General features: G+C 57.6%; 17 protein-coding genes and 1 riboswitch. Of the genes, 6 read left to right on the top strand and 11 right to left on the bottom strand.

Annotated features, from left to right (window positions below; translation table 11 throughout):
* Positions 1–29: 29 nt before the first annotated feature.
* Complete coding sequence (iolC, locus tag J2X72_RS15365) at positions 30–1958, bottom strand: 5-dehydro-2-deoxygluconokinase (RefSeq protein WP_310073248.1); 1929 nt, start codon at positions 1956–1958, stop codon at positions 30–32.
* Between the two features lie 494 nt (positions 1959–2452).
* On the opposite strand from iolC, the gene J2X72_RS15360 reads away from it, so the two are divergent.
* A complete protein-coding gene (locus tag J2X72_RS15360) occupies positions 2453–2878 on the top strand; it encodes a type II toxin-antitoxin system HicB family antitoxin (protein ID WP_310073247.1) in 426 nt (141 codons plus the stop codon).
* Here J2X72_RS15360 and J2X72_RS15355 read toward each other — a convergent pair.
* Positions 2875–3708: a MurR/RpiR family transcriptional regulator gene (locus J2X72_RS15355; RefSeq protein ID WP_310073246.1), complete on the bottom strand. Its 834-nt coding sequence runs from the start codon at positions 3706–3708 to the stop codon at positions 2875–2877. The genes J2X72_RS15360 and J2X72_RS15355 overlap by 4 nt on opposite strands.
* Before the next feature lie 154 nt (positions 3709–3862).
* On the opposite strand from J2X72_RS15355, the gene J2X72_RS15350 reads away from it, so the two are divergent.
* Positions 3863–4972 (top strand): Gfo/Idh/MocA family oxidoreductase, encoded by a 1110-nt coding sequence (locus tag J2X72_RS15350; protein WP_310073245.1) that lies wholly within the window; start codon positions 3863–3865, stop codon positions 4970–4972.
* 59 nt (positions 4973–5031) lie between these two features.
* On the opposite strand, the gene iolG is transcribed toward J2X72_RS15350, so the two are convergent.
* The 4 genes from iolG to J2X72_RS15330 all read right to left on the bottom strand — a co-directional run bounded on the left by iolG (position 5032) and on the right by J2X72_RS15330 (position 10067).
* Positions 5032–6021, bottom strand: coding sequence for an inositol 2-dehydrogenase (gene iolG, locus J2X72_RS15345; protein WP_310073242.1), 990 nt, complete (start codon positions 6019–6021; stop codon positions 5032–5034).
* Between the two features lie 176 nt (positions 6022–6197).
* Positions 6198–7226 (bottom strand): ABC transporter permease, encoded by a 1029-nt coding sequence (locus J2X72_RS15340; protein ID WP_210003220.1) that lies wholly within the window; start codon positions 7224–7226, stop codon positions 6198–6200.
* 164 nt (positions 7227–7390) lie between these two features.
* Complete coding sequence (locus J2X72_RS15335; RefSeq protein ID WP_310073239.1) at positions 7391–8932, bottom strand: sugar ABC transporter ATP-binding protein; 1542 nt, start codon at positions 8930–8932, stop codon at positions 7391–7393.
* 205 nt (positions 8933–9137) lie between these two features.
* Positions 9138–10067 carry a sugar ABC transporter substrate-binding protein gene (locus J2X72_RS15330; RefSeq protein ID WP_210003222.1) on the bottom strand — a complete coding sequence of 310 codons (930 nt, stop codon included), beginning with the start codon at positions 10065–10067 and terminating at the stop codon, positions 9138–9140.
* 589 nt (positions 10068–10656) lie between these two features.
* On the opposite strand from J2X72_RS15330, the gene J2X72_RS15325 reads away from it, so the two are divergent.
* Positions 10657–10803 (top strand): hypothetical protein, encoded by a 147-nt coding sequence (locus J2X72_RS15325; RefSeq protein WP_210003223.1) that lies wholly within the window; start codon positions 10657–10659, stop codon positions 10801–10803.
* 33 nt (positions 10804–10836) lie between these two features.
* Here the strand turns inward: J2X72_RS15325 and J2X72_RS15320 are convergent, their stop codons facing one another.
* Both J2X72_RS15320 and J2X72_RS15315 read right to left on the bottom strand, forming a co-directional pair.
* Positions 10837–11664: a TIM barrel protein gene (locus J2X72_RS15320; protein ID WP_310073238.1), complete on the bottom strand. Its 828-nt coding sequence runs from the start codon at positions 11662–11664 to the stop codon at positions 10837–10839.
* A gap of 306 nt (positions 11665–11970) precedes the next feature.
* Positions 11971–13002: a LacI family DNA-binding transcriptional regulator gene (locus J2X72_RS15315; RefSeq protein ID WP_310073237.1), complete on the bottom strand. Its 1032-nt coding sequence runs from the start codon at positions 13000–13002 to the stop codon at positions 11971–11973.
* A 135-nt stretch (positions 13003–13137) separates the two neighbouring features.
* Between J2X72_RS15315 and J2X72_RS15310 the strand changes: the two genes are divergently transcribed.
* From J2X72_RS15310 to J2X72_RS15300, 3 genes are read left to right on the top strand one after another with little or no spacing between them, the layout of a single operon-like run.
* Positions 13138–14241 (top strand): fatty acid desaturase family protein, encoded by a 1104-nt coding sequence (locus J2X72_RS15310; RefSeq protein WP_310073236.1) that lies wholly within the window; start codon positions 13138–13140, stop codon positions 14239–14241.
* 30 nt (positions 14242–14271) lie between these two features.
* On the top strand, positions 14272–14586 hold the full coding sequence (locus J2X72_RS15305; RefSeq protein WP_310073235.1) for a MocE family 2Fe-2S type ferredoxin: 315 nt from the start codon (positions 14272–14274) through the stop codon (positions 14584–14586).
* Positions 14586–15824, top strand: a complete 1239-nt coding sequence (locus J2X72_RS15300; protein ID WP_310073233.1) for an FAD-dependent oxidoreductase — start codon at positions 14586–14588, stop codon at positions 15822–15824. The genes J2X72_RS15305 and J2X72_RS15300 overlap by 1 nt, the downstream gene beginning before the upstream one ends.
* Before the next feature lie 130 nt (positions 15825–15954).
* Here the strand turns inward: J2X72_RS15300 and J2X72_RS15295 are convergent, their stop codons facing one another.
* The 3 genes from J2X72_RS15295 to J2X72_RS15285 form a co-directional block, all read right to left on the bottom strand.
* Positions 15955–17046, bottom strand: a complete 1092-nt coding sequence (locus J2X72_RS15295; protein ID WP_310073615.1) for a hybrid-cluster NAD(P)-dependent oxidoreductase — start codon at positions 17044–17046, stop codon at positions 15955–15957.
* A complete protein-coding gene (locus J2X72_RS15290; RefSeq protein WP_310073232.1) occupies positions 17046–18287 on the bottom strand; it encodes an aromatic ring-hydroxylating dioxygenase subunit alpha in 1242 nt (413 codons plus the stop codon). Before J2X72_RS15290 ends, J2X72_RS15295 begins: the two co-directional genes overlap by 1 nt.
* 118 nt (positions 18288–18405) lie before the next feature.
* Positions 18406–18609, bottom strand: a riboswitch (cobalamin riboswitch).
* A 114-nt stretch (positions 18610–18723) separates the two neighbouring features.
* Positions 18724–20001: an L-fuconate dehydratase gene (locus tag J2X72_RS15285; RefSeq protein WP_310073231.1), complete on the bottom strand. Its 1278-nt coding sequence runs from the start codon at positions 19999–20001 to the stop codon at positions 18724–18726.
* Positions 20002–20006: the final 5 nt, after the last annotated feature.

Genomic DNA, 20006 nt, shown 5'->3' with positions numbered 1-20006 from the left:
CCCGCTGGCGGAGGGGCATTGCCATCTTCCTATGCCGCTTGTTTGTTGCGGCTGGCAAGCCAGGCCTTGGTCAATTTTTCGAAACGATCGGCCATGTCGGCTATGGCAGCATCATCGGAAAGTTTGCCCGAAAGCCAGCCTTCCGCCGCACCCATGAACAATGTCCGGCCGACGGCAAAGCCTTTGACAATGGGCGTTTCTGCCGTTGCGACGAAGGATGCCTCCAGCTCGTCATGCGGCGCTTCCAGCCCAAGCAGCACGACACCGCGACACCAGGGATCATGCTTTTCGATCACAGCCTCGATGTTCTTCCAGGCCATCGCCGAGGCTTGCGGCTCAAGCTTCCACCAGTCCGGTTTGATACCCACCGTATAAAGTTCTTCCAGCGCTCGCGGAATGGTGTTGTCGTCGAGCTTGCCGTGTTTGCCGGCGATGATTTCGATCAGCAGTTCGCGTCCGACCTTGCGCGCCGCTTCGAAAAGCGTGCGCAACTTCTGCTGCTGTTCCAGCTTCAGATCGGCAGGATCGTCCGGATGGTAGAAGCACAGGCATTTGATGCAATGGTCCACCGGCCATTCCGCCAGCTGCGAGCCGATATCCTGCGAAAACTCGAAGCGCAGCGGACGTGACCCGGGTAGTTCCACCGGCCGTCCGAGCCAATTGAAATTATGACGCGCGAACTCGAACATCGCTTCGCGTCCAAACTTCTCGTCAAGCAGCATGCCATAACCGTCACGGCCATCGGCGACCTTCGCCGCCGCCTTCACTGCCAGTTCCTTGAATGCGCGGATCCTGGTTGCATCGGCACCGACCCTTTGCGCGAGATCCTCCAGCTGCACACGATGATCGATGGCAAAGGTCATCATAGACGGTATTTCGCGCCGCCGCGTCGTTGCCCAATGCACATGGTTGATTGCCTCGTCCTTGCGCAGGGCGTGAAATTGGCTGCCGTGCTTGAGGAAATATTGCAGTTCCTCAAAGGTCGGGATCTCGGGTGCGCATAGCAGGCGCGACACCGCAAAGGCACCGCACGCGTTGGCCCATGTCGCGGCTGTCGCCAGCGGTTCGCCGCCAAGCCAGCCGCGCAGGAAGCCTGACATGAAGGCGTCTCCCGCCCCGAGAACGTTGAACACTTCGATCGGGAAGCCCCTGCCGACAATGCCATCCTCGAGATTGTCGGAGATCGCTCCTTCGTAAACGATGCAGCCCATCGGCCCACGCTTCAGAACGATCGTCCCGCTTGAAAGCGCCCGAATGGTTTTCAACGCACTGAGAAGATCCTCCTCACCCGACGCAATCAGCACTTCTTCTTCCGTGCCGACGATCAGGTCGCAATCGGCAAGGACGGTTTTCAGGTGGTTCGATACGGCGTCGGAGGCGATGTAGCGGCTATCACCCTCGCCGTGTCCCGCGAGACCCCACAGATTGGGGCGGTAGTCGATATCGAACACAACCTTCCCGCCCGCTTCCTTCATCAAGCGAATGGCCTTGCGTTGCGCCGCATCGGGCTTTGGCTTGGAGAAATGCGTGCCGGTAACGACGACGGCGCGGGCTGATCGGATGAACTCTGGATCGACATCTCTCTCATCAAGCGCCATATCGGCGCAGTTCTCACGGTAGAATATCAGCGGAAAACTCTTGTCGTTCTCGACCGAGAGGATAACGAGGGCCGACAGTCGCTCCGCATCTGTGATGATTCCATCCGTCGCCACACCTTCGCGTACCATCTGCTCGCGGATATACCGGCCCATCTGTTCGTCGCCGACGCGGGACAACAACGCCGAGCGCAGACCGAGGCGCGCCGTACCGATCGCTATATTGGCAGGGCATCCACCGACCGACTTGGCAAAGGAAGTGATATCCTCGAGCCGGGAGCCTATCTGCTGGCCGTAAAGGTCGACGGACGAGCGGCCGATGGTAATGACATCGAGCGCGTGGCCCGTATCAGCTCTCTCCATGATATCCTCCCGATAGACTGATAAACTCCGGCACGCACAGGCCAGAAATTTTCCTATATGAAATAATAATTCTATCGAATCGTCAATATGGAATGTCTGTTCTTTTTGTCTTTCTCTGCTGCACACCAAACCACACGAAGCCAATCAACCACTTAGCCTATAGTTGAATTGTCACTGATCCGCGCGTGGCCTACTCTCATTCTCGTACATATTTGTACGAATTTCATTGTAGTTGGCACATGCCTGTGCGAATGTGTTTGGCGTAACAATCGAATGACGCGCGATCAATTGCTCCGAGAACTTCGAAAGATTGCGAAGGAACAAGGTATCGCATTCGAGATTTTCTTGGACAAGGGAAAGGGTTCTCACATGCGGGTAAGATTGGGCGAGAAGAAAACCACAATCAAAAGCGGTGAAATGAACCCCGGATATGTGAGGCTCATCCGGAAACAGCTAGGAATTTGAGTACGGCTATGCTCGCCCCAGGAGTATCCATGGACTTTGTCTATAAAGCAAAGCTCGAATCTGATCCGGATGATGGCTTCCTGGTAACATTTCCGGACGTGCCTGAAGCAATCACACACGGCAAGGATCGTAAGGAAGCTCTCGCCAGCGCTGCCGAGGCGTTGGGCCTCGCCCTGCGCGGCTATCTCGCCGATGGACTTCCACTGCCGCGCGCAAAAGCGAGAGGACTCGAGGATGTCGCAGTTCCTGCCGATGACGCGATGAAACTTGCGCTGATCGAAGCGTTCAACGCATCGGGTTTGTCAAAATCTGAACTTGCACGGCGTCTTGGCAAAAATGAAACCGAAGCCAGGCGACTGCTTGATCCTGATCATCCCAGTAAACTTGCGATCATGCAGGCAGCTCTGTCGGAGCTTGGAAAAATCATCGTGATATCGGTTCGCAACGCCGCCTAGAAACTTCGCCGCTTCTCGGCCACGCTGACCGTCAGCGCCATGGCGAGCGCCATTGTCCCGGACAACGAGCGGAAACCGGAGAAATCGCCTTCCGCCGCTTCGAACCATACTTTGGCCGACTGGGCGAGTGGCGAAAACGCACTGTCGGTAATGGCGACGACGGGCACATTGCGTGCTGCCAGCGCAGCCGCATGCTCGATTGTCGCCGAGGCATAGGGCGAAAAGCTGATGGCGATGGCGGCGTCGGTCGGCTTGGCAAAGGACAGGATTTCCGGATCGATGCCGGCTGTCGATTCGATCAACTGGTTACGGATTTTCAGCTTGCCGAAGGCATAGGCCATATAGGCGGTGATCGGATAGGAACGGCGCCGCGCCAGCAAATAGATCGTGTCCGCTCGCGCCAGGATATCTACGGCGCTGGCCAGTACATCCTCTTCGACATTGTGCGAAATCGTCTCGATCGAATGGCTGGCCGCTGTCAGGAATCCGTTGAGGATCACGCGGTTCTTGGAAAGGCCGTGCGTATCGCCGCGCAGCGCCGACAGCCGCTCCTCATAGGAAACCTGCCGCTCGCGCAACCGTTCCCGGAATACCGATTGCAGGCTTGTGAAACCGTCGAAACCAAGATGCTGGGCAAAGCGGATCAACGTCGAGGGCTGAACGCCCGCCGTCTGGGCAATGCTTGCCGCCGTGCCAAAGGCGATCTCGTCAGGATTGCTCAAGGCATAGGCGGCGATCTGCGCCAGGCGCTTCGGCAGCATCTCGCGGCGATCGAGGATCATCGTGCGTAGCGCATCGAAATCTCGCGGTAACGACACTTCATTGTCCATGTTTTCCACCCGCGGAGTTTCCTCGTTGCTGCTCCCGGTCCTGGCAAAATATTTATATCAGGACGGATCAGTTATTCCATTTCCTCCTGTTATAGATTATTTCAATCGACAACTGCAAGCGACGGCCCAAGCTGAATCGTCAGGAGCGAGAGCAATGTTAGGTGTAGGACTGATCGGAACGGGCTTTATGGGCAAATGCCATGCGCTGGCATGGAATTCAGTTCGCGCCGTCTTCGGGGATGTGCCGGCAGTGCGGCTCGTGCATCTCGGCGAAGCCAATACGGAGCTTGCCGTGCGCCGTGCCAACGAATTCGGTTTTCAGAAAGCCTCGGGCGATTGGCGCGCGGTCATCGACGACCCGGCGGTCGATGTGGTCTCCATCACCACCCCCAACCAGTTTCATCCGGAAATGGCGATCGCGGCGCTGAAGGCCGGCAAGCATGTCTGGTGCGAGAAGCCCATGGCGCCGGCATTCGGCGACGCGGAAGCCATGCTCGCCGCGGCGAAACAGTCGGGGAAGGTTGCCGCTCTCGGCTATAATTATATCCAGGGCCCGGCCATCCGGCACATCCGCAAGCTGCTTGCCGAAAAGATCATCGGCGACGTCAACCATCTGCGCATCGAGATGGATGAGGATTTCATGGCCGATCCCGATGCCCTCTTCAACTGGAAGCACGAGGCCACCTCCGGCTATGGCGCGCTCGACGATTTTGCGGTCCATCCCCTGTCCTTGCTGTTCACGCTGTTTGGCCGGGTTTCCCGCGTCATGTGCGATATGTCGAAGCCCTATGCCACCCGCAAGACGGCGAACGGCACGGACCGCGCGGTCGAAACCTATGACAGCGCCAGCGTTCTCATGCATATGGAAAACGGCGTTGCGGGCACCTTGCAGGCCAATCGCTCCGCCTGGGGCCGCAAGGGGCGCATTGCGTTACAGCTATTCGGCTCGAAGGGTTCGATCCTGTTCGATCAGGAACGCGCCAATGAATTCCAGCTTTACGTCACCGCCGACCGACCCACCGAACAGGGCTACCGCACCATTCTTACGGCGCCGCATCATGAGCCGTATGGCCAGTTTATCCCCGCCCCCGGTCATGGCCTCGGCTTCAACGACCTCAAGATCATCGAGTGCCGCGAGTTGATCAAGCGCATCAACGGTGAGCCCGCCCATCTGATCGAATTTGTAGACGGCCTCGAGATAGAACGGACCGTACATGCAATGGCGCGTTCCTATCAAGAACAGCGCTGGGTGGATGTGCGGTAATATGGGGGTAAGAGCGATGCTGCTCTGGCGGCGGCAGCGCTTCGGCTAAGCAGCCAACGTCAAACCCTGATCGTCTTGCCCTCTTTCACCGACCGCACCGCTGCGTCGGCAAGCGCCAGCGCTATCAGCCCGTCTTCGCCGCTCGGCGCCGCCTTCGCGCCCTTCGCAATCGCACTGATAAATGCGGCGATCTCGTTGGCGTAGGCTTCCGTATAGCGTGTCATGAAGAAGTCGTGCAGCGGCGGGCGCGTGTAGCCGCTGCCGTTGGCGATCTCGATCGACACCGGCCGCTGGTTTTCCGCCGCGACCATGCCCTTCGAGCCATGCACTTCGATGCGCTGATCATAGCCATAGGTGGCGCGGCGTGAATTGGAGATCAGACACTGCTTGCCGGACGCCGTCGACAGGATGACGCTGACGCTATCGTAGTCGCCAAGCTCGCCGATCTTTTTATCGACCAGCACCGACGCATGCGCGGTGACCGCAACCGGATCTTCCCCGAGTAGAAACCGCGCCATGTCGAAATCATGGATGGTCATGTCGCGGAATATGCCACCGGAGCGGCTGATATATTCCGCCGGCGGCGCACCCGGGTCGCGCGACGTGATCGTCACCATCTCCACGTCACCGATCTGACCGTCGTCGATTGCCTTGCGTACCGCAGCAAAATGCGGATCGAAGCGGCGATTGAAGCCGACCATCAGCGTCGCGCCGGTTTCCCTGACAACGGCAAGGCATTCTTCGACACGCTTCACATCGAGATCGATCGGCTTCTCGCAAAATATCGCCTTGCCGGCCCGGGCGAAGCGTTCGATCAGGTCCGCATGCGTATCGGTCGGCGTGCAGATGATGACCGCATCGATATCGGATGCCTTCTCGATCTCGTCGATGCTGCGTATCTCGCAGCCATGCGCAGCGGAAAGATCCTTTGCGGCCTGTTCAAAGGCATCGGCGACGGCAACGAGCTTTGCCTCCGGGTTCGATGTAACCGCTTTCGCGTGAACCTTGCCGATACGGCCTGCGCCGAGCAGACCAAAACGTACAGTCATTTCTTACCTCTTGAAAAGAAGCCCGGAAGTATCCCGGGCGTTACAATTTAGTCTTAAAGCTCCTGGAGGCTTTGTGAAAATACATCCGTGTGGTTTCGAGAACCGGAGCAGGTCCATGAGCACCGGAAGCGGAGCAAACCGCATCCGGTGCCCATCAGGGTGGATTTTAAAGCCTCCTAGACCTTGCGCTTCTTCTGGCGGTACACGTCCACGATAACTGCGGCCACGATGATCACGCCTTTGATGATTTCCTGGTAGTAGGCATCGACCCGCAGGAACGTGAAGCCGGAGATCATGATGCCAAGGATGATCGCGCCGATCACTGTGCCGGTAATGCGCCCGACGCCGCCCGCGAGCGAGGTGCCGCCGATGACGGCCGCCGCGATGGCGTCGAGTTCATAGTTGACGCCCATGCCGGCCTGCGCGGTCTGTGCCCGGGCAGCGGTAACGATGCCGGCAAGACCAGCCAGCAATCCGGCGATGGCGTACACTTTGATGAGATGTTTCTCGACATTGATGCCGGAAACCCGTGCCGCCTGCACATTGGCGCCGATGGCGTAGGTGAACTTGCCATAGCGCGTGTAACGCAAGGCGATGTGGAAAACGAGGGCCACGACGAGAAACACGACCACAGGCCAGATGCTCGTACCGATGAAATTGAACTGGTCGGTCAGGCCTGAAACCGGCGAGCCCTTGGTGTACCATTTTGCTATGCCGCGGGCCGAGACCATCATGCCGAGCGTGGCGATGAACGGCGGTATCTTCGTATAGGCGATCAGCCAGCCATTGATGATGCCGGCGAGAAGGCCGATGCCAAGTCCGATGCCGATGGGCACGAAAAACGGCAAGTCCGTCAAGGCGGGATAGACCGGCCGCGCCCAGGTGGAGGCCTGCGCGAAACTCGCAGCAATCATGGCGGTTGCGCCGACGACCGAGCCGGAGGAAAGGTCGATACCGCCGGTGATGATCACCTGCGTCACGCCCACGGCAATGATGCCGATGACGGAGACCTGCAGGATAATGATTCGCAGGCGCTGTACGTTCATCAGGAAACTCTGTCCGGCAAAAATCCAGCCGAGTATTTCGAAAACCAGCGCAATGCCGATCAGCACCAAAAGGATATTGACCTCGGGCGGCATACGCCGGCGGTGCCTGCGCCCGAGTGCCGGTGTTGTTGCCTTGGCCGTCACCTGCTCGCTTGTCATTATAAATTCCTCCAAATATCCCAGGCAGCGCTAAACAACTGTTATGAATTCAGCCTGACGAGTTGGCTGGTGCGGTTTGGAGGACCGGAGCGCAGCGGACGCTAGCACCCGAAGCGCAAAAAACCGCATCAGAGAACCGTCAGGGTGGATTATCAAATGGTTGTTCATTTCGATGCCAGCTCCATCACTTTGACCTGCGTGGCTTCGGCGCGATCGAGAAAACCGGTAACCCGGCCCTCATGCATCACCATGACCCGATCGCTCATGCCGAGTACTTCGGGCATTTCCGACGAGATCATGATTACCGCGACGCCTTGTTTGGCAAGCTGCGATACCAAGCGGTGAATTTCCGCCTTGGCGCCGACATCGATACCGCGTGTCGGTTCGTCGAGAATGAGGATCTTCGGATTGGTCAGAAGCCAACGGCCGATCAACACCTTCTGCTGGTTACCGCCGGAAAGGTTCTCGACCCTTTCCTCCATGTTCGGGGTCTTGACCCGCAACGTATCGCTCATCTTGGCGCATGCCGCCGTAATGCCCTTCTCCTGGACAAACCCGTACTTGACGAAACGGTCCTGCAGCACCGCGATCTGCATATTTTCAAGGACGTCGAGAATAAGCAGGCAGCCCGTTTCCTTGCGGTCTTCGGTAATGAAAGCCATGCCGTGGCTGATGGCCTGCGTCGGCGAAGTCATCCTGACTACCTCGCCTTTGATCTCGATGGTGCCGCTCGTCGCCGGTGTCACACCGAAAATCGTCTCCGCAACGTTCGAGCGGCCGGAACCGACCAGTCCGGCAACGCCGAGTATTTCGCCCGCGCGCACGTCGAACGACACATTGTGGAAAACGTTTTTCAGCGAGAGGTCCTTTACCGAAAGCACCACATCCCCGATCGGCACCTCTTCTTTCGGAAACATCTGCGTGATCTCGCGGCCGACCATCATCTTGATGATGTCGTCGCGCGTCACATCGGTGGAAAGATGCGTACCGATATAGCGCCCGTCGCGAAACACCGAGAACTCGTCGGCGATCTCGAAAAGCTCGTTCATCTTGTGGGTGATATAAACGATGCCGATGCCCTGTTCGCGCAGACTACGGATAATCTCGAACAGATGCGCCACCTCGCGCTCGGTCAGCGCCGACGTCGGCTCGTCCATGATCAGAACATCGGATTCGTACGAAACCGCCTTGGCGATTTCAACCATCTGCCGATTGGCGACGCTCAAGTCCCGAACCTGGCTTTCCGGATCGAGTTTGATGTTCAGCCTCTCAAACAGGTCTGCGGTCATGTCATACATCTTGCCGTGATCGACGAAGCCGAAGCCGTTCTTCGGTTCGCGCCGGATCCAGATATTCTCCGCCACCGTCATGAATGGCATCAGGTTGAGCTCCTGATGAATCATGGCGATACCATTTTCCAGCGCATCGAGGGGCGATTTCAGGCGGATCGGCAGGCCTTTCAGATGAACATCACCCTGATCTGGAATATATATTCCAGCGAGGATCTTCATCAGCGTGGATTTACCGGCGCCGTTCTCGCCCATCAGCGCGTGAACCGTACCGCGCTTGAGCCGGAACTGCACATTGTCGAGCGCCAGAACGCCGGGAAATTCCTTGCGGATGTTTTCGGCGTTCAAGAGATATTCCGATTGCGGTACAGCGCCACTGGCGCGCACCGCCGCCATGGTCGAGGGACTGACTGCCATGATCATCTCCTCCCAGAGGGGCTCGTTTCAATCATACGCCAAACGTTGACGCATTCCCTCCCCCTTGTGGGAGGGTCGGACCGCAGGTCCGGGGCGGGGTCTTTCTTGCAACCAAGAATGAAGGCTCAAAGGCCCCTCCCCGTCGCTCCGCTCAGACCCTCCCCGCGAGGGGAGGGTAAGCTCGGCGTGGTTTGAAACAGAAGTCTTAATTGGACTTCTGATACTTCGACAGGTTCTCCGGCGTCACCAGTTCGAACGGCACATAGACCTTGGTCTCGACCTTTTCGCCCTTGGAGAGCTTCAGCGCCGCATCGACAGCGCCCTTGCCCTGACCGGCAGCGTTCTGGAACACCGTCACGTCGAGGTCGCCGGCAGCCATGGCGGCAAGTGCGTCCTGCGTTGCATCGACACCGCCAACGACGACGCTGTCCATCGAACGTCCGGCAGCTTTCAAGGCCTGGATCGCGCCGATGGCCATTTCATCATTGTTGGAGACGACCGCATCGAATTCGAGACCGGCAGAAAGCCAGTTCGTCATCAGGTCTGACCCTTCGGTGCGTGACCAGTTGGCGGTCTGCTCCTCGACGATCTGCAGGCCTTTGCACTCGTCGGTTGCGATTACATCATGCACGTCCTTGGTGCGCTGGCGGGCTGCCTGGTTGGAGAGCTCGCCCATCATCACGACGATCTTGCCCTTGCCCTTCAGGAGCTTGCAGACTTCCTTGGTTTCCAGCGTGCCGGATTCCACTTCGTTGGAAGCAACGAAAGCCTGCTTCTCCGGCAAGCTGTCGACATTTGCCGGCTCGCGGTTGACATAGACCAAGGGGATGCCAGCATCTGCGGCGATCTTCGACATGGCCGCCGTCGCATCCGTGTCCACGGCGTTGACGATGATCGCGTCGACCTTGGACGCGATGAAATTCTGGATCTGGCTCTGCTGTTTGGCAACGTCGTTCTGCGCATCCTCGATCTGCAGGGTTACGCCATCCAATGTCTTGGCATAGTCCTGCATGCCATTGCGCAAGACGGTCAGGAAGTTATCGTCGAACTTCGCCATTGAGACGCCAATATTCGCGGCCGAAGCCGAACCAGCCATCAATGCTGAAACAGCCACTCCAAGCAAAAACTTTCTCATGTCTTCTCCTCCACAAATGGTGCCCCGGCTGCACCTGTTTTAATCCGGACCATTCATACCCCGATCCTGCCAACCCACCTTGTCCCTGGCTGGCAACATCTTGACATGAAGCGTGCGCGGCCTTTGCGCGCAAATCTTAATCTGAACACCCATTACGGAATATACGGACCGTTATGCCCAGTATCTGAAATATTTATTCCATTTTATGCAGGGAGCGTCAAGCGGGATTTGAGAGCTATAGACCAATTAATGAGTGGCTAAAGGTTGCACTGCTGTGCAGTCTGATCGCGGAACCTTTCGGGACGGCACGCGGTTTACTCCGTAACCGGAGACTGGCATGCGCGTTCAAACATGGATATCCACGGCTGTTATTATCGTCCTGGCGGTCGCTGCATTTCTTTGGTTATACCCGGCCGGGGATCAGACACCTCGCCAGCCTGCTCCGCATGCGCTGGATCAAACCAATTAGAGCAATTCCAGGGTGAGCGGTTTTCTGTCCGGAATTGCGTAAAAAATAAAGAACTCGAGCAATACCGTGATACGAGGAAAAAACGGAATCGCTCGAGTTCAACATACAAAGGATCAAATAGTGAATCGCAATGGCTTGTATCTGATTATTGGAGCGCTTCTCGTCGCTGTTATCGGTCTTGGTATCTACGCTTACCGGGAGGAGACAAAACCCGCGGGGGTCGAACTGAAAATCGGAGAGGGCGGCGTGTCCATCCAGGAGAACTGACCTCCAGGGGCAGGACCATCTGACGGGTTTTGGTCAAACCAATCCGGCTTTGATCGTATCCATGCTGGAGGCCAGCGCTTCGGAAGGGTTCTCCAACGCCTGTACTTCTCGGGCGAACGGCTCGAATGAAAACAGGCCTGTATAGCCCTGATCGATGAGTTCGCGCATCTGGCGGACATTGCCAAGCCGGTCATCCGCATCGACCAGCACCCGGTGTGGATCGCGCATTTCGCCAACCGCAAGATCGGGGTCGGCTACCCCTGAAATATGCACCATGCCCGTCATCGCCGGAAAGAACTCGGGTTCGCCAGCAAGGTGATGATGGAACGTGTCATGCACGAGTTTGAACCGCCCCTGCCCGCCGACTGCCTCGATCGCTTCCACCGCCTCGCGCTTTGAACGCAGCGAACAAATCTCAAAGCCGAGCGGTTCGACCAAGCCCATGAGACCGCGCAGTTCAAGGATAGGCTTCAGTGCCGTCAAGGCGGTGCGCAGGTTTGCCTGACGCTCGCCATCTGTCTGTCCGGAACCATCATTGACCGGGACAAGAACCAGCGCGCTTGCACCCACATCGCGTGCATAGTCGGCAAGCTCGATCGCCTCCCGTTCGCGCTCCGGCGTCCACTGGTTGAAGCGCTGCAGCGCATTGATCGTAGCGATACGAACGCCTGCCGATTCCGCCATTGCCCTGACCTCCGCCGCCGGCGTACCGTCGACGATGGCATTGCCGCCGAGATCGTTGCGGATCTCGACATCGCTAAGGCCGAGCGACTTCGCCATTTGGAAAAATTCGGCCGGTGTCATGTTCGGCGCGGCGATATGGTTGATCGCAAAGACAGGGTGAGAAATCGTGTCGCTCATCGAATGGTACTCCCGGTGGTACTTAATACGGTCTGCACCCGTGGGTCGCTAAGCCCGCAAATTTTGCGCAACCATCTGTCGAAGCCGTCATTCCGTCAATCACCGTTTGGATCAAAAAACTATCATTGCTGATAGATTCCGAGGCGCGAGAAAAAGAAAACGAAGTTTGGAGACCCGGCGGGGCTTTTGCGCAAGAATATCCAAATTGGCGCAAGAACAGGCGAAAATGGAACAAGAATCCTCGATTCCGGCGCAAGAATTTCAACCGGCGCGGGCAATATGGTTGTGGCCGCGTGTAGATGCCGCTCAGATATTCTCTGGAAGGTAGATATCGAATGGCAAAAAGGTCTGACCCGGAGCGTTGGCCGCGCCGCTTTCGATGGCGTGACCCATCAGCTCTGTGAGCTCCCGGCAGAGCCTTGGCAAGGGCGTCGCGATGGCCATGGTGACGATCTTGTCCGCCAGCGCTGCCCGCGATTCCGGGGTGATTTCATTGACGATCATCACCGGCAGCTGTTCCAATTGCGCCTCACGAATCGCGGTGATTGCGCCTTCCATTCCACCGCCTGCCACATAGCAACCGGCGAGATCCGGGTGGCGTCGCAGCAGCTCCGACATCGCCTCATTGGTTATCTGCCGCGTTTCCAGATTGACCATCGTGTCGAGCACGGTGAACTCAGGCGCCTCCTCACGGAAGAAAGCCCGAAAGCCGATCTCGCGCAATTCATGGCCGTGAAACCGATGACTTCCGACGAAAATCGCAACTTTTCCTGGCGCTTTCGCGGCTTTCGTGATCATCCAGGCCGCCGTGCGCCCTACCTTGCGGTTGTTGACGCCGACGTAGCCTTCGCGGATTCCGGCGGCAAAATCTGACAGCAGCGAAAAAACCGGAATATTGTTTGCCTTCAATTCATCGACAGCAGCTGTGATGGACGGGTGGTCCGGCGCGACCAGGCCGATGGAGCGGCAGCGCCCCGCCAGCGATTTCAGCTTGGCGACGATCTCGTCCGGTGCCTGTGATGCGCAAAACTCTATCGCAGGAACGCCGCGGAAATGCGAGGCTTGATTGACAGCATTCTCGATCTGCCGCGCAAACTCCTGGTAGAAATGATGTCCGGGTTTCTGCAAGAGAAAGCCCAGGCGGTATTCAGGCAGTTCCTGCCGCATACGCTGGCGTATCAATCCGGCCGCATGGTATCCGATGCTGTTGGCCGCCTCGTACACCCGCCGCGCCGTTTCCTCGCGCACCGGCAACCGTCCGTTCAGCACCCTGTCGACTGTCGCGACGCCCACCCCGGCCGCGCGCGCCAGATCCGAGATTGTCGGCCTGTTTGCCACCTCATACGCTCCCTGATAGAATCTATCAGAGATTTATACCAATCCCTGATTGAAAATGATAGATTTTTATCATTCCAGATTGAGGCAGGTTGTAGCAGCGCGTATCTTCTTCCGATTGATTGAGGGAGGTCTCACATGCAAGCAGCAGCGCTCACAGTTCCGACAAGGCGTGATTACAGCCTTATCGGCCGTGACTCGCAACTCGCCGTCGAGTCGGGTCTTGCTGCGGCCGAATGGTATCACACCGACATTCCCCGCAAGCAGATGAAAGAGCTGATGAAACGCTCTGATGCCCCGGCAATTCGCGACACGGCGATCTGGCTCGGCAGCATGCTGATTTTCGCCGGCCTTGGCGTTTATTTCTGGGGCAGCTGGCCTTGTGTACCGTTTTTCCTTGCCTATGGCGTTCTTTACGGTTCCGCCTCGGATAGCCGCTGGCATGAATGCGGCCACGGCACGGCGTTCAAGACACGCTGGATGAATGATGTCGTCTATCAGATCGCCTGCTTCATGATCATGCGCAATCCCGTCATTTGGCGCTGGAGCCATACGCGGCACCACACGGACACGGTCATCGTTGGCCGCGATCCTGAAATCGCGGTCATGCGACCGCCAGATTTGTTGCGTGTCGTATTGAATTTCTTCGGTATTCTGGACGTCTGGCACGCTATGAGCGACCTTGTGCGCAATGCGTACGGCACTGTCAGCACCGAGGAAAAGACCTTCATACCCGAGCAGGAACAGCCAAGGGTCGTCCGTATCGCCCGTATCTGGGCCGTGATTTATGTCGCCACGATCGGGCTTTCGGTGTATCTCGGATCGATCCTGCCACTGATGCTGATCGGCCTGCCGCGACTGTACGGAGCTTGGCATCATGTGCTCACTGGCCTTTTGCAGCATGGCGGGCTCGCCGACAATGTGACCGATCACCGTTTGAACAGCCGCACGGTCCTGATGAACCCGGTCAGCCGGTTCATCTACTGGAACATGAACTATCACGTCGAGCACCACATGTTCCCGATGGTGCCGTATCACGCGCTGCCGCAGCTGCACGCCATGATCAAGCATGACTTGCCGGCGGCGAATCCGTCCATCCTGCACGGCTATCGCGAAATGGTGCCGGCATTCCTGCGACAGTTGCGCAACGAAGACTATTTTCTCAAGCGGGAATTGCCGCCGACCGCAAAGCCCTATCGTGAGGAATTCCATAGCGAACCTTTCGCAGCGGCAGCGGAATAACAGTCCACAAATGACCGGGAGGATCGAACGATGAGCAACTGGGTGGAAGCCTGCGCTTCAAACGACATAGACGAAGAAGACGTCATGCGTTTCGACCACGATGGAAAGACCTTTGCAATCTACCGCAGTCCCGACGATGAGTTTTTTGCGACGGATGGTCTGTGCACTCACGAACACATCCACCTGGCAGATGGCCTTGTCATGGATGAGATCATCGAGTGCCCCAAGCACAATGGCCGTTTCAATTACAAGACCGGAGAAGCCAAAGGAGCGCCGGTATGCATCAACCTTAAAACCTACCCGGTCAAAGTCGAGGCAGGTAAAGTGTTGATCCAGATGGGATAATGGCAATGGAACGAGGAATGGTCATCATTGGCGCTGGCGAATGCGGCGTGCGCGCGGCTTTTGCCTTGCGGGAAAACGGCTATGACGGGTCCGTCATCCTGATCGGCACGGAAAAGCACCTCCCCTATGAGCGACCGCCTCTTTCCAAGGAAGCGATGATCTCGGAAGAGCATCCGGCACCGCGCACGATAGCCGCCGAATCCCTGTTTACCGAAAAGAACATCGACTTCGTAGGCAATTCAACGGCGACGTCGATCGACCGGGAGGAAAAGTGCGTGACGCTGGAGAATGGCCGCAGGGTTCCCTATGCGCGTCTTCTGTTTGCGACAGGCGCCGTTCCGCGCCCCCTGCCCCTCGCTGCGGGCAGCAGACATTGCACCACTCTGCGCAGTTTTGAGGATGCGCTTGCCATCCGGGCACGGTTTCAGCCTGGAGCACGCATCGTCATCGTCGGCGGGGGCTTCATCGGACTGGAACTTGCGGCCAGCGCCCGCAAGCGCGGCGCTTCGGTCACTGTGATTGAGGCGCAATGCCGCATCATGATGCGCGGCGTTCCCGAGGAAATCGCCAAGGTCATCGATGCACGCCATCGCGACGAAGGCGTGACCATTCTATGCGATACCGGAATCGTCTCCTTTGCTGACAATGCCGAAAACGTTGCGATCACGCTTTCGACAGGAAACGTCATCATGGCGGACCTCGCCATCATCGGAATCGGGGCGACGCCGGTGACTGCGCTAGCCGAAGCGTCCGCCCTCGAAGTGGCCAACGGCATCGTCGTCAATGATTGGCTGCAGACCAGCGATCCGGATATTTACGCGGCCGGTGACTGTTGTATCTTCCCGCTCGCTCTCTATGGCGGGCGCCGGGTGCGGCTCGAAGCATGGCGCAATGCCCAGGAGCAAGGTGCGCTGGCCGCGCGCAATATGCTCGGTGCACAGGAGCCACATCAATCGGTGCCCTGGTTCTGGTCGGATCAGTATGAACTCGGTCTGCAGGTCGCCGGCCTTTCGGACGAGGGCGTTCGAGTGATCCGGCGCGACCTCCGCGATGGTGCCTTCATTCTGTTCCACCTTGCTGCCGACGGCCGTCTTGTCGCGGCAAGCGGCATTGGACCGGGCAATACGGTAGCGAAGGACATAAGGCTCGCCGAGATGTTGATTGCCCGCGGCGCGACACCGGACTCGAGCCAGCTGGCTACGGCGGACGTCAAACTCAAATCCCTGCTTGCAGCCTAGAGCAAATTTTGGTCCGTTCAGAGTCGTTCTGCCGGAGGCAATTTGATTCAAGGTCGAGGGATTTGGCGAGGCCGATGTGGTTCCATCGGACGAAACAATTGGCTCTGAGCGGGCAAAACCTGCTCTTACTTCAGGCTTCGATCTCGACGTCACCAAGCGGTTTGGAACAGCATGCGAGCACATAGCCCTCGTCGATCTCGTCGTCGAGAATGCCGCCATTGTGATCCATGTCGACCTTGCCGGAAGTTTTCATGACCTTGCAGGTGCCACAGAGCCCTGATTCACACGCCGCAGCGATGCGTATCCCGGCACCGCGCGCGGCCTTCAGAATCGTTTCGCCCAGTGCGCACGGCACCTCCATACCCGACATCGAAAAATTGACCATCGCCGATCTTTCAACGGCCTCTGTCGATATCGCGTCCATCATCGGCAGCACCGGTTCGGCGGCCGGTCCGAAACTCTCCTGGTGATAGTGCGTCATGTCGAAGCCGGAGGCTTCGAGTATGGTGCGCACGTCCCGCATGAAGGGTTCAGGCCCGCAACAGAAGATTGTCCTGTCCTTGAAGTCTGGCGAAAGCAATGGCAACCGCGCCTCTTCAAAACGGCCGCGGATACCGGTCCACACCTGCCCCATCTCATGCTCCTTGATGAGGAAGGCAAGCTTCAGGTTCGGCATGCAGCTTGTCAGATATTCGAGCTCTCTGCGAAAAATGATGTCGCTCGGCCGGCGCGCGCAGGTCACGAAATTGATGTCGCTTTGCGGGGCGCAATCGTGCATCCAGCGCGTCATCGACATCATCGGCGTGATGCCCGACCCCGCCGAGATGAACAAATACTTGTCGCCCGGATGCTTGCGCATGGAGAAATCGCCAAGCGGTCCGAATGCCTTCAACCGCGCACCCGGCGTCAGATGGTCGAGCATCCACCGCGCACCAATACTTCCGACTTGGGCTTTCACCGTCACCGCGATGGTGAATGGCCGCGACGGGCTGGATGACAAGGTAAATGTGCGCAAGACCGATTCCGGCTGCACCGGCAATTCGAACGTCATGAACTGGCCGGGCTCATAGCGAAACCAGTTTTGATTGTCCGATTTGAACGTGAAAGTCTTTACATTGGGCGCTTCCTCGATGACCGACAGGCACTCCAGTAGATGCAGCCGATCATTCCATGGCTGCATCTGATCGAGGTGCGGATAGGTCTGAGGAAGCGTCATATTCATCATGCTACCTTGCTGAGCTTGTTATTGCCGGAAAGCCTTGTTTCCATGGAATTGCTGTACCATTCGAGGAACTGCAGCACGCCACCCTCATGTTCGACGGAGTATGGTCCCGGTTCATAGGCAGGCGAGCGGATGCCGAATGCATTTTCTTCAACGATACGGCGGTCCTGATTGTTGGTCTCAAGCCACACATGGGTCAGTTCTTCGAGATTGTAATCGACGCCCTCAACCGCATCCTTGTGGACGAGCCACTTCGTCGTGACCTCGGTCTCGTTCGGTCCGAGCGGGAGCACGCGGAAAGAAATCGCCTGGTCGCCGAGAACATGGTTCCACGTGGTCGGGTAATGATAGAGCAGCAGCGAGCCGATCTGCTGCGCGTTGACGTCATCACTCAGTTGCCTGCCGACCGCACGCTTGCCACTGATCGTGTAGCTCTCGGCACCGCTGAGCAGCGGCACGCGTGTGGCACGATACTGGCCATCTTCTGCGATACGGAACACGCTTGGGAGGCCAACTGCCTCGCACTTCTCCCAATGCGCGACCATTTCAGGATCCTCTTTGGAGCCCTGGATCCCGGTAGCGCTTGGCGCCTCAGGGAAGGTCTTGCACAGTTCCGGGTGGTTGGCGACGCAGTGGTAGCATTCACGATTGTTTTCCCAGACGAGCTTCCAGTTGCCTTTTTCGACAATCGAACTCTGGAATGCCACCTTGGTCTCGGTCAGGCGATGCGGCGCGAGATAGGGTTCAAGCAGAGCGCGTGTCGGGCCGAAATCGGGAGCAACGGGCGCGAGGCAAATGAAAATGTAGCCGCCGACACTCTCGCAATGCACCGTCTTGAGACTATGCTGGCTGGCGTCAAAATCGTCGCCCATCTGGCGGGCAAACAGCAAGCGGCCATCCAGTTCATAGGTCCATTGATGATATGGGCAGACGAGCTTCGCCGCGGTGCCCCTTTCGGCGGCGCAGACACGCGAGCCGCGATGGCGGCACGAATTGTGGAAAGCGCGGATTTGTTTCTGGCGGTCGCGTACGATGACGACCGGATAGTCGCCAACCTGAACCGTGAAATAGTTGCCCGGCTTGGCCACCTCGCAATCATGGCCGATGAACAGCCAATCGCGATAGAAAATATTCTCCATGTCGAGACGGTAATAATCCGGATCGGAATAGAAGGCCTGTTCGAGGCCGTATCCTGGTTTCCGGTTCCTGAGATTCCGGAGCACTTCGTTACGAATGTCCATGTCGTGTCCTCGCCCTAAAGCTGCAAAGAACTGACTGGTGGTGACGGAGAAGAACGTCCATACAGCCAACGGATGTTGACCGCACAAAAGCATGCTCCTTGATCGCCCACCGCGATCAGTCGGTTTTGTCACTCGAGGCTGGTTTCCGGGCTCTGGAGTTGCCTTGCCTGGCTTCGCGGCGCCTTCCCGGGGTGCACTCCCAGTGGCTGTTTTGCCGCGTTTTCCACTCCACTACCGTTGCGGGGGCAGCGCCGGGCTTTTTGACCGGCTTCCCAATTCTCCGCTTCCCCTAGAAAGCGGCACCTCAAGTGTCTCGATAAGAGCACTCGGCAGAACAAAAGAATAGGCGCGGAAACGACATCGCATTTACGCAAGACGACACGGAAGAAATACCCCCCGAGTCTAGGGGTCAGGACCTGTCACTCTGGTCCTGACCCTAGGCCTTGTACAAATACTGTTTGATCGATTCCGGCTTCATCTCGATTGAGAAACCCGGCAATGACGGCGGCATATAGGCGGCGTTCTGGATATCGCACGGGTCGACGAAATGTTCATGCAGATGGTCGACATATTCGATCACTCTGCCCTCTTTCGTGCCCGATACCGCGACATAGTCGATCATCGACAGATGCTGAACATATTCGCAAAGGCCTACACCGCCTGCATGCGGCCAGACCGGTAGATTATATTTCGCCGCGATCAGCAGTACAGCCAGCACCTCGTTGAGCCCGCCCATGCGGCACGAATCGATCTGCACAACGTCGATGGCACCCTCGGCGATGAACTGCTTGAACATGATGCGGTTCTGGCACATCTCGCCTGTGGCAACCTTTACCGGATGAATTGCCTGTCGGATCTTGCGATGCCCGGCAACATCGTCCGGGCTCGTCGGCTCCTCGATGAAAAACGGCTTGACGAAGGCGAGCCTGTTTACCCAGTCGATCGCCTCGTTGACCTCCCAGACCTGATTGGCATCGATCATGAGGATACGGTCGTCGCCGATCACCTCGCGGGCAATCGTCAAGCGGCGGATGTCATCGTCGAGATCGCGGCCAACCTTCATCTTGATGTGATTGAAACCAGCATCGACGGCCTCCTGGCAAAGGCGACGCAACTTGTCATCGGAATAGCCAAGCCAACCCGCGGAGGTTGTATAGCAAGGATAACCGGTCGCTTTCAGATCAGCGATCCGCTCCTGCTTGCCCTTCTCCGCCTTGCGCAGAATTTCTAGCGCCTCGTCCCGCGTCAGTACGTCGGTCAGATAGCGGAAATCGACGATGCTGACGATCTGTTCCGGAGTCATTTCGCCGACAAGTTGCCAGACGGGTTTCCCGGCTTCCTTGGCCAGAAGATCCCACACGGCATTGACGACAGCACCGGTGGCAAGGTGCATCGCGCCCTTGTCCGGTCCAATCCAGCGCAGCTGGCTGTCGCCTGTGACGAAATGCCAGAAGCGGCCCGGATTTTCCTTGACCCAGTCGAGTTCAAGGCCAATGACAAGGTGCTTCAGCGCCTCGATCGCCATACAGACGATTTCATTGCCGCGCCCGATGGTGAAGGTCAGGCCATGGCCGGCAAGTCCATCGGCATCCGTATCGAGCACAACATAGGCGGCCGAATAGTCCGGATCCGGGTTCATCGCATCCGACCCATCGAGACTTTGCGACGTGGGAAACCGGATATCGAAAACGCGAAGATCGGTAATGCGGGTCATAATAC

Origin of the sequence: Phyllobacterium sp. 1468, assembly GCF_031455525.1 — a bacterium.
In the GTDB taxonomy this organism is placed as follows: domain Bacteria; phylum Pseudomonadota; class Alphaproteobacteria; order Rhizobiales; family Rhizobiaceae; genus Phyllobacterium.
This window is presented reverse-complemented; position numbering and strand designations above follow the sequence as displayed.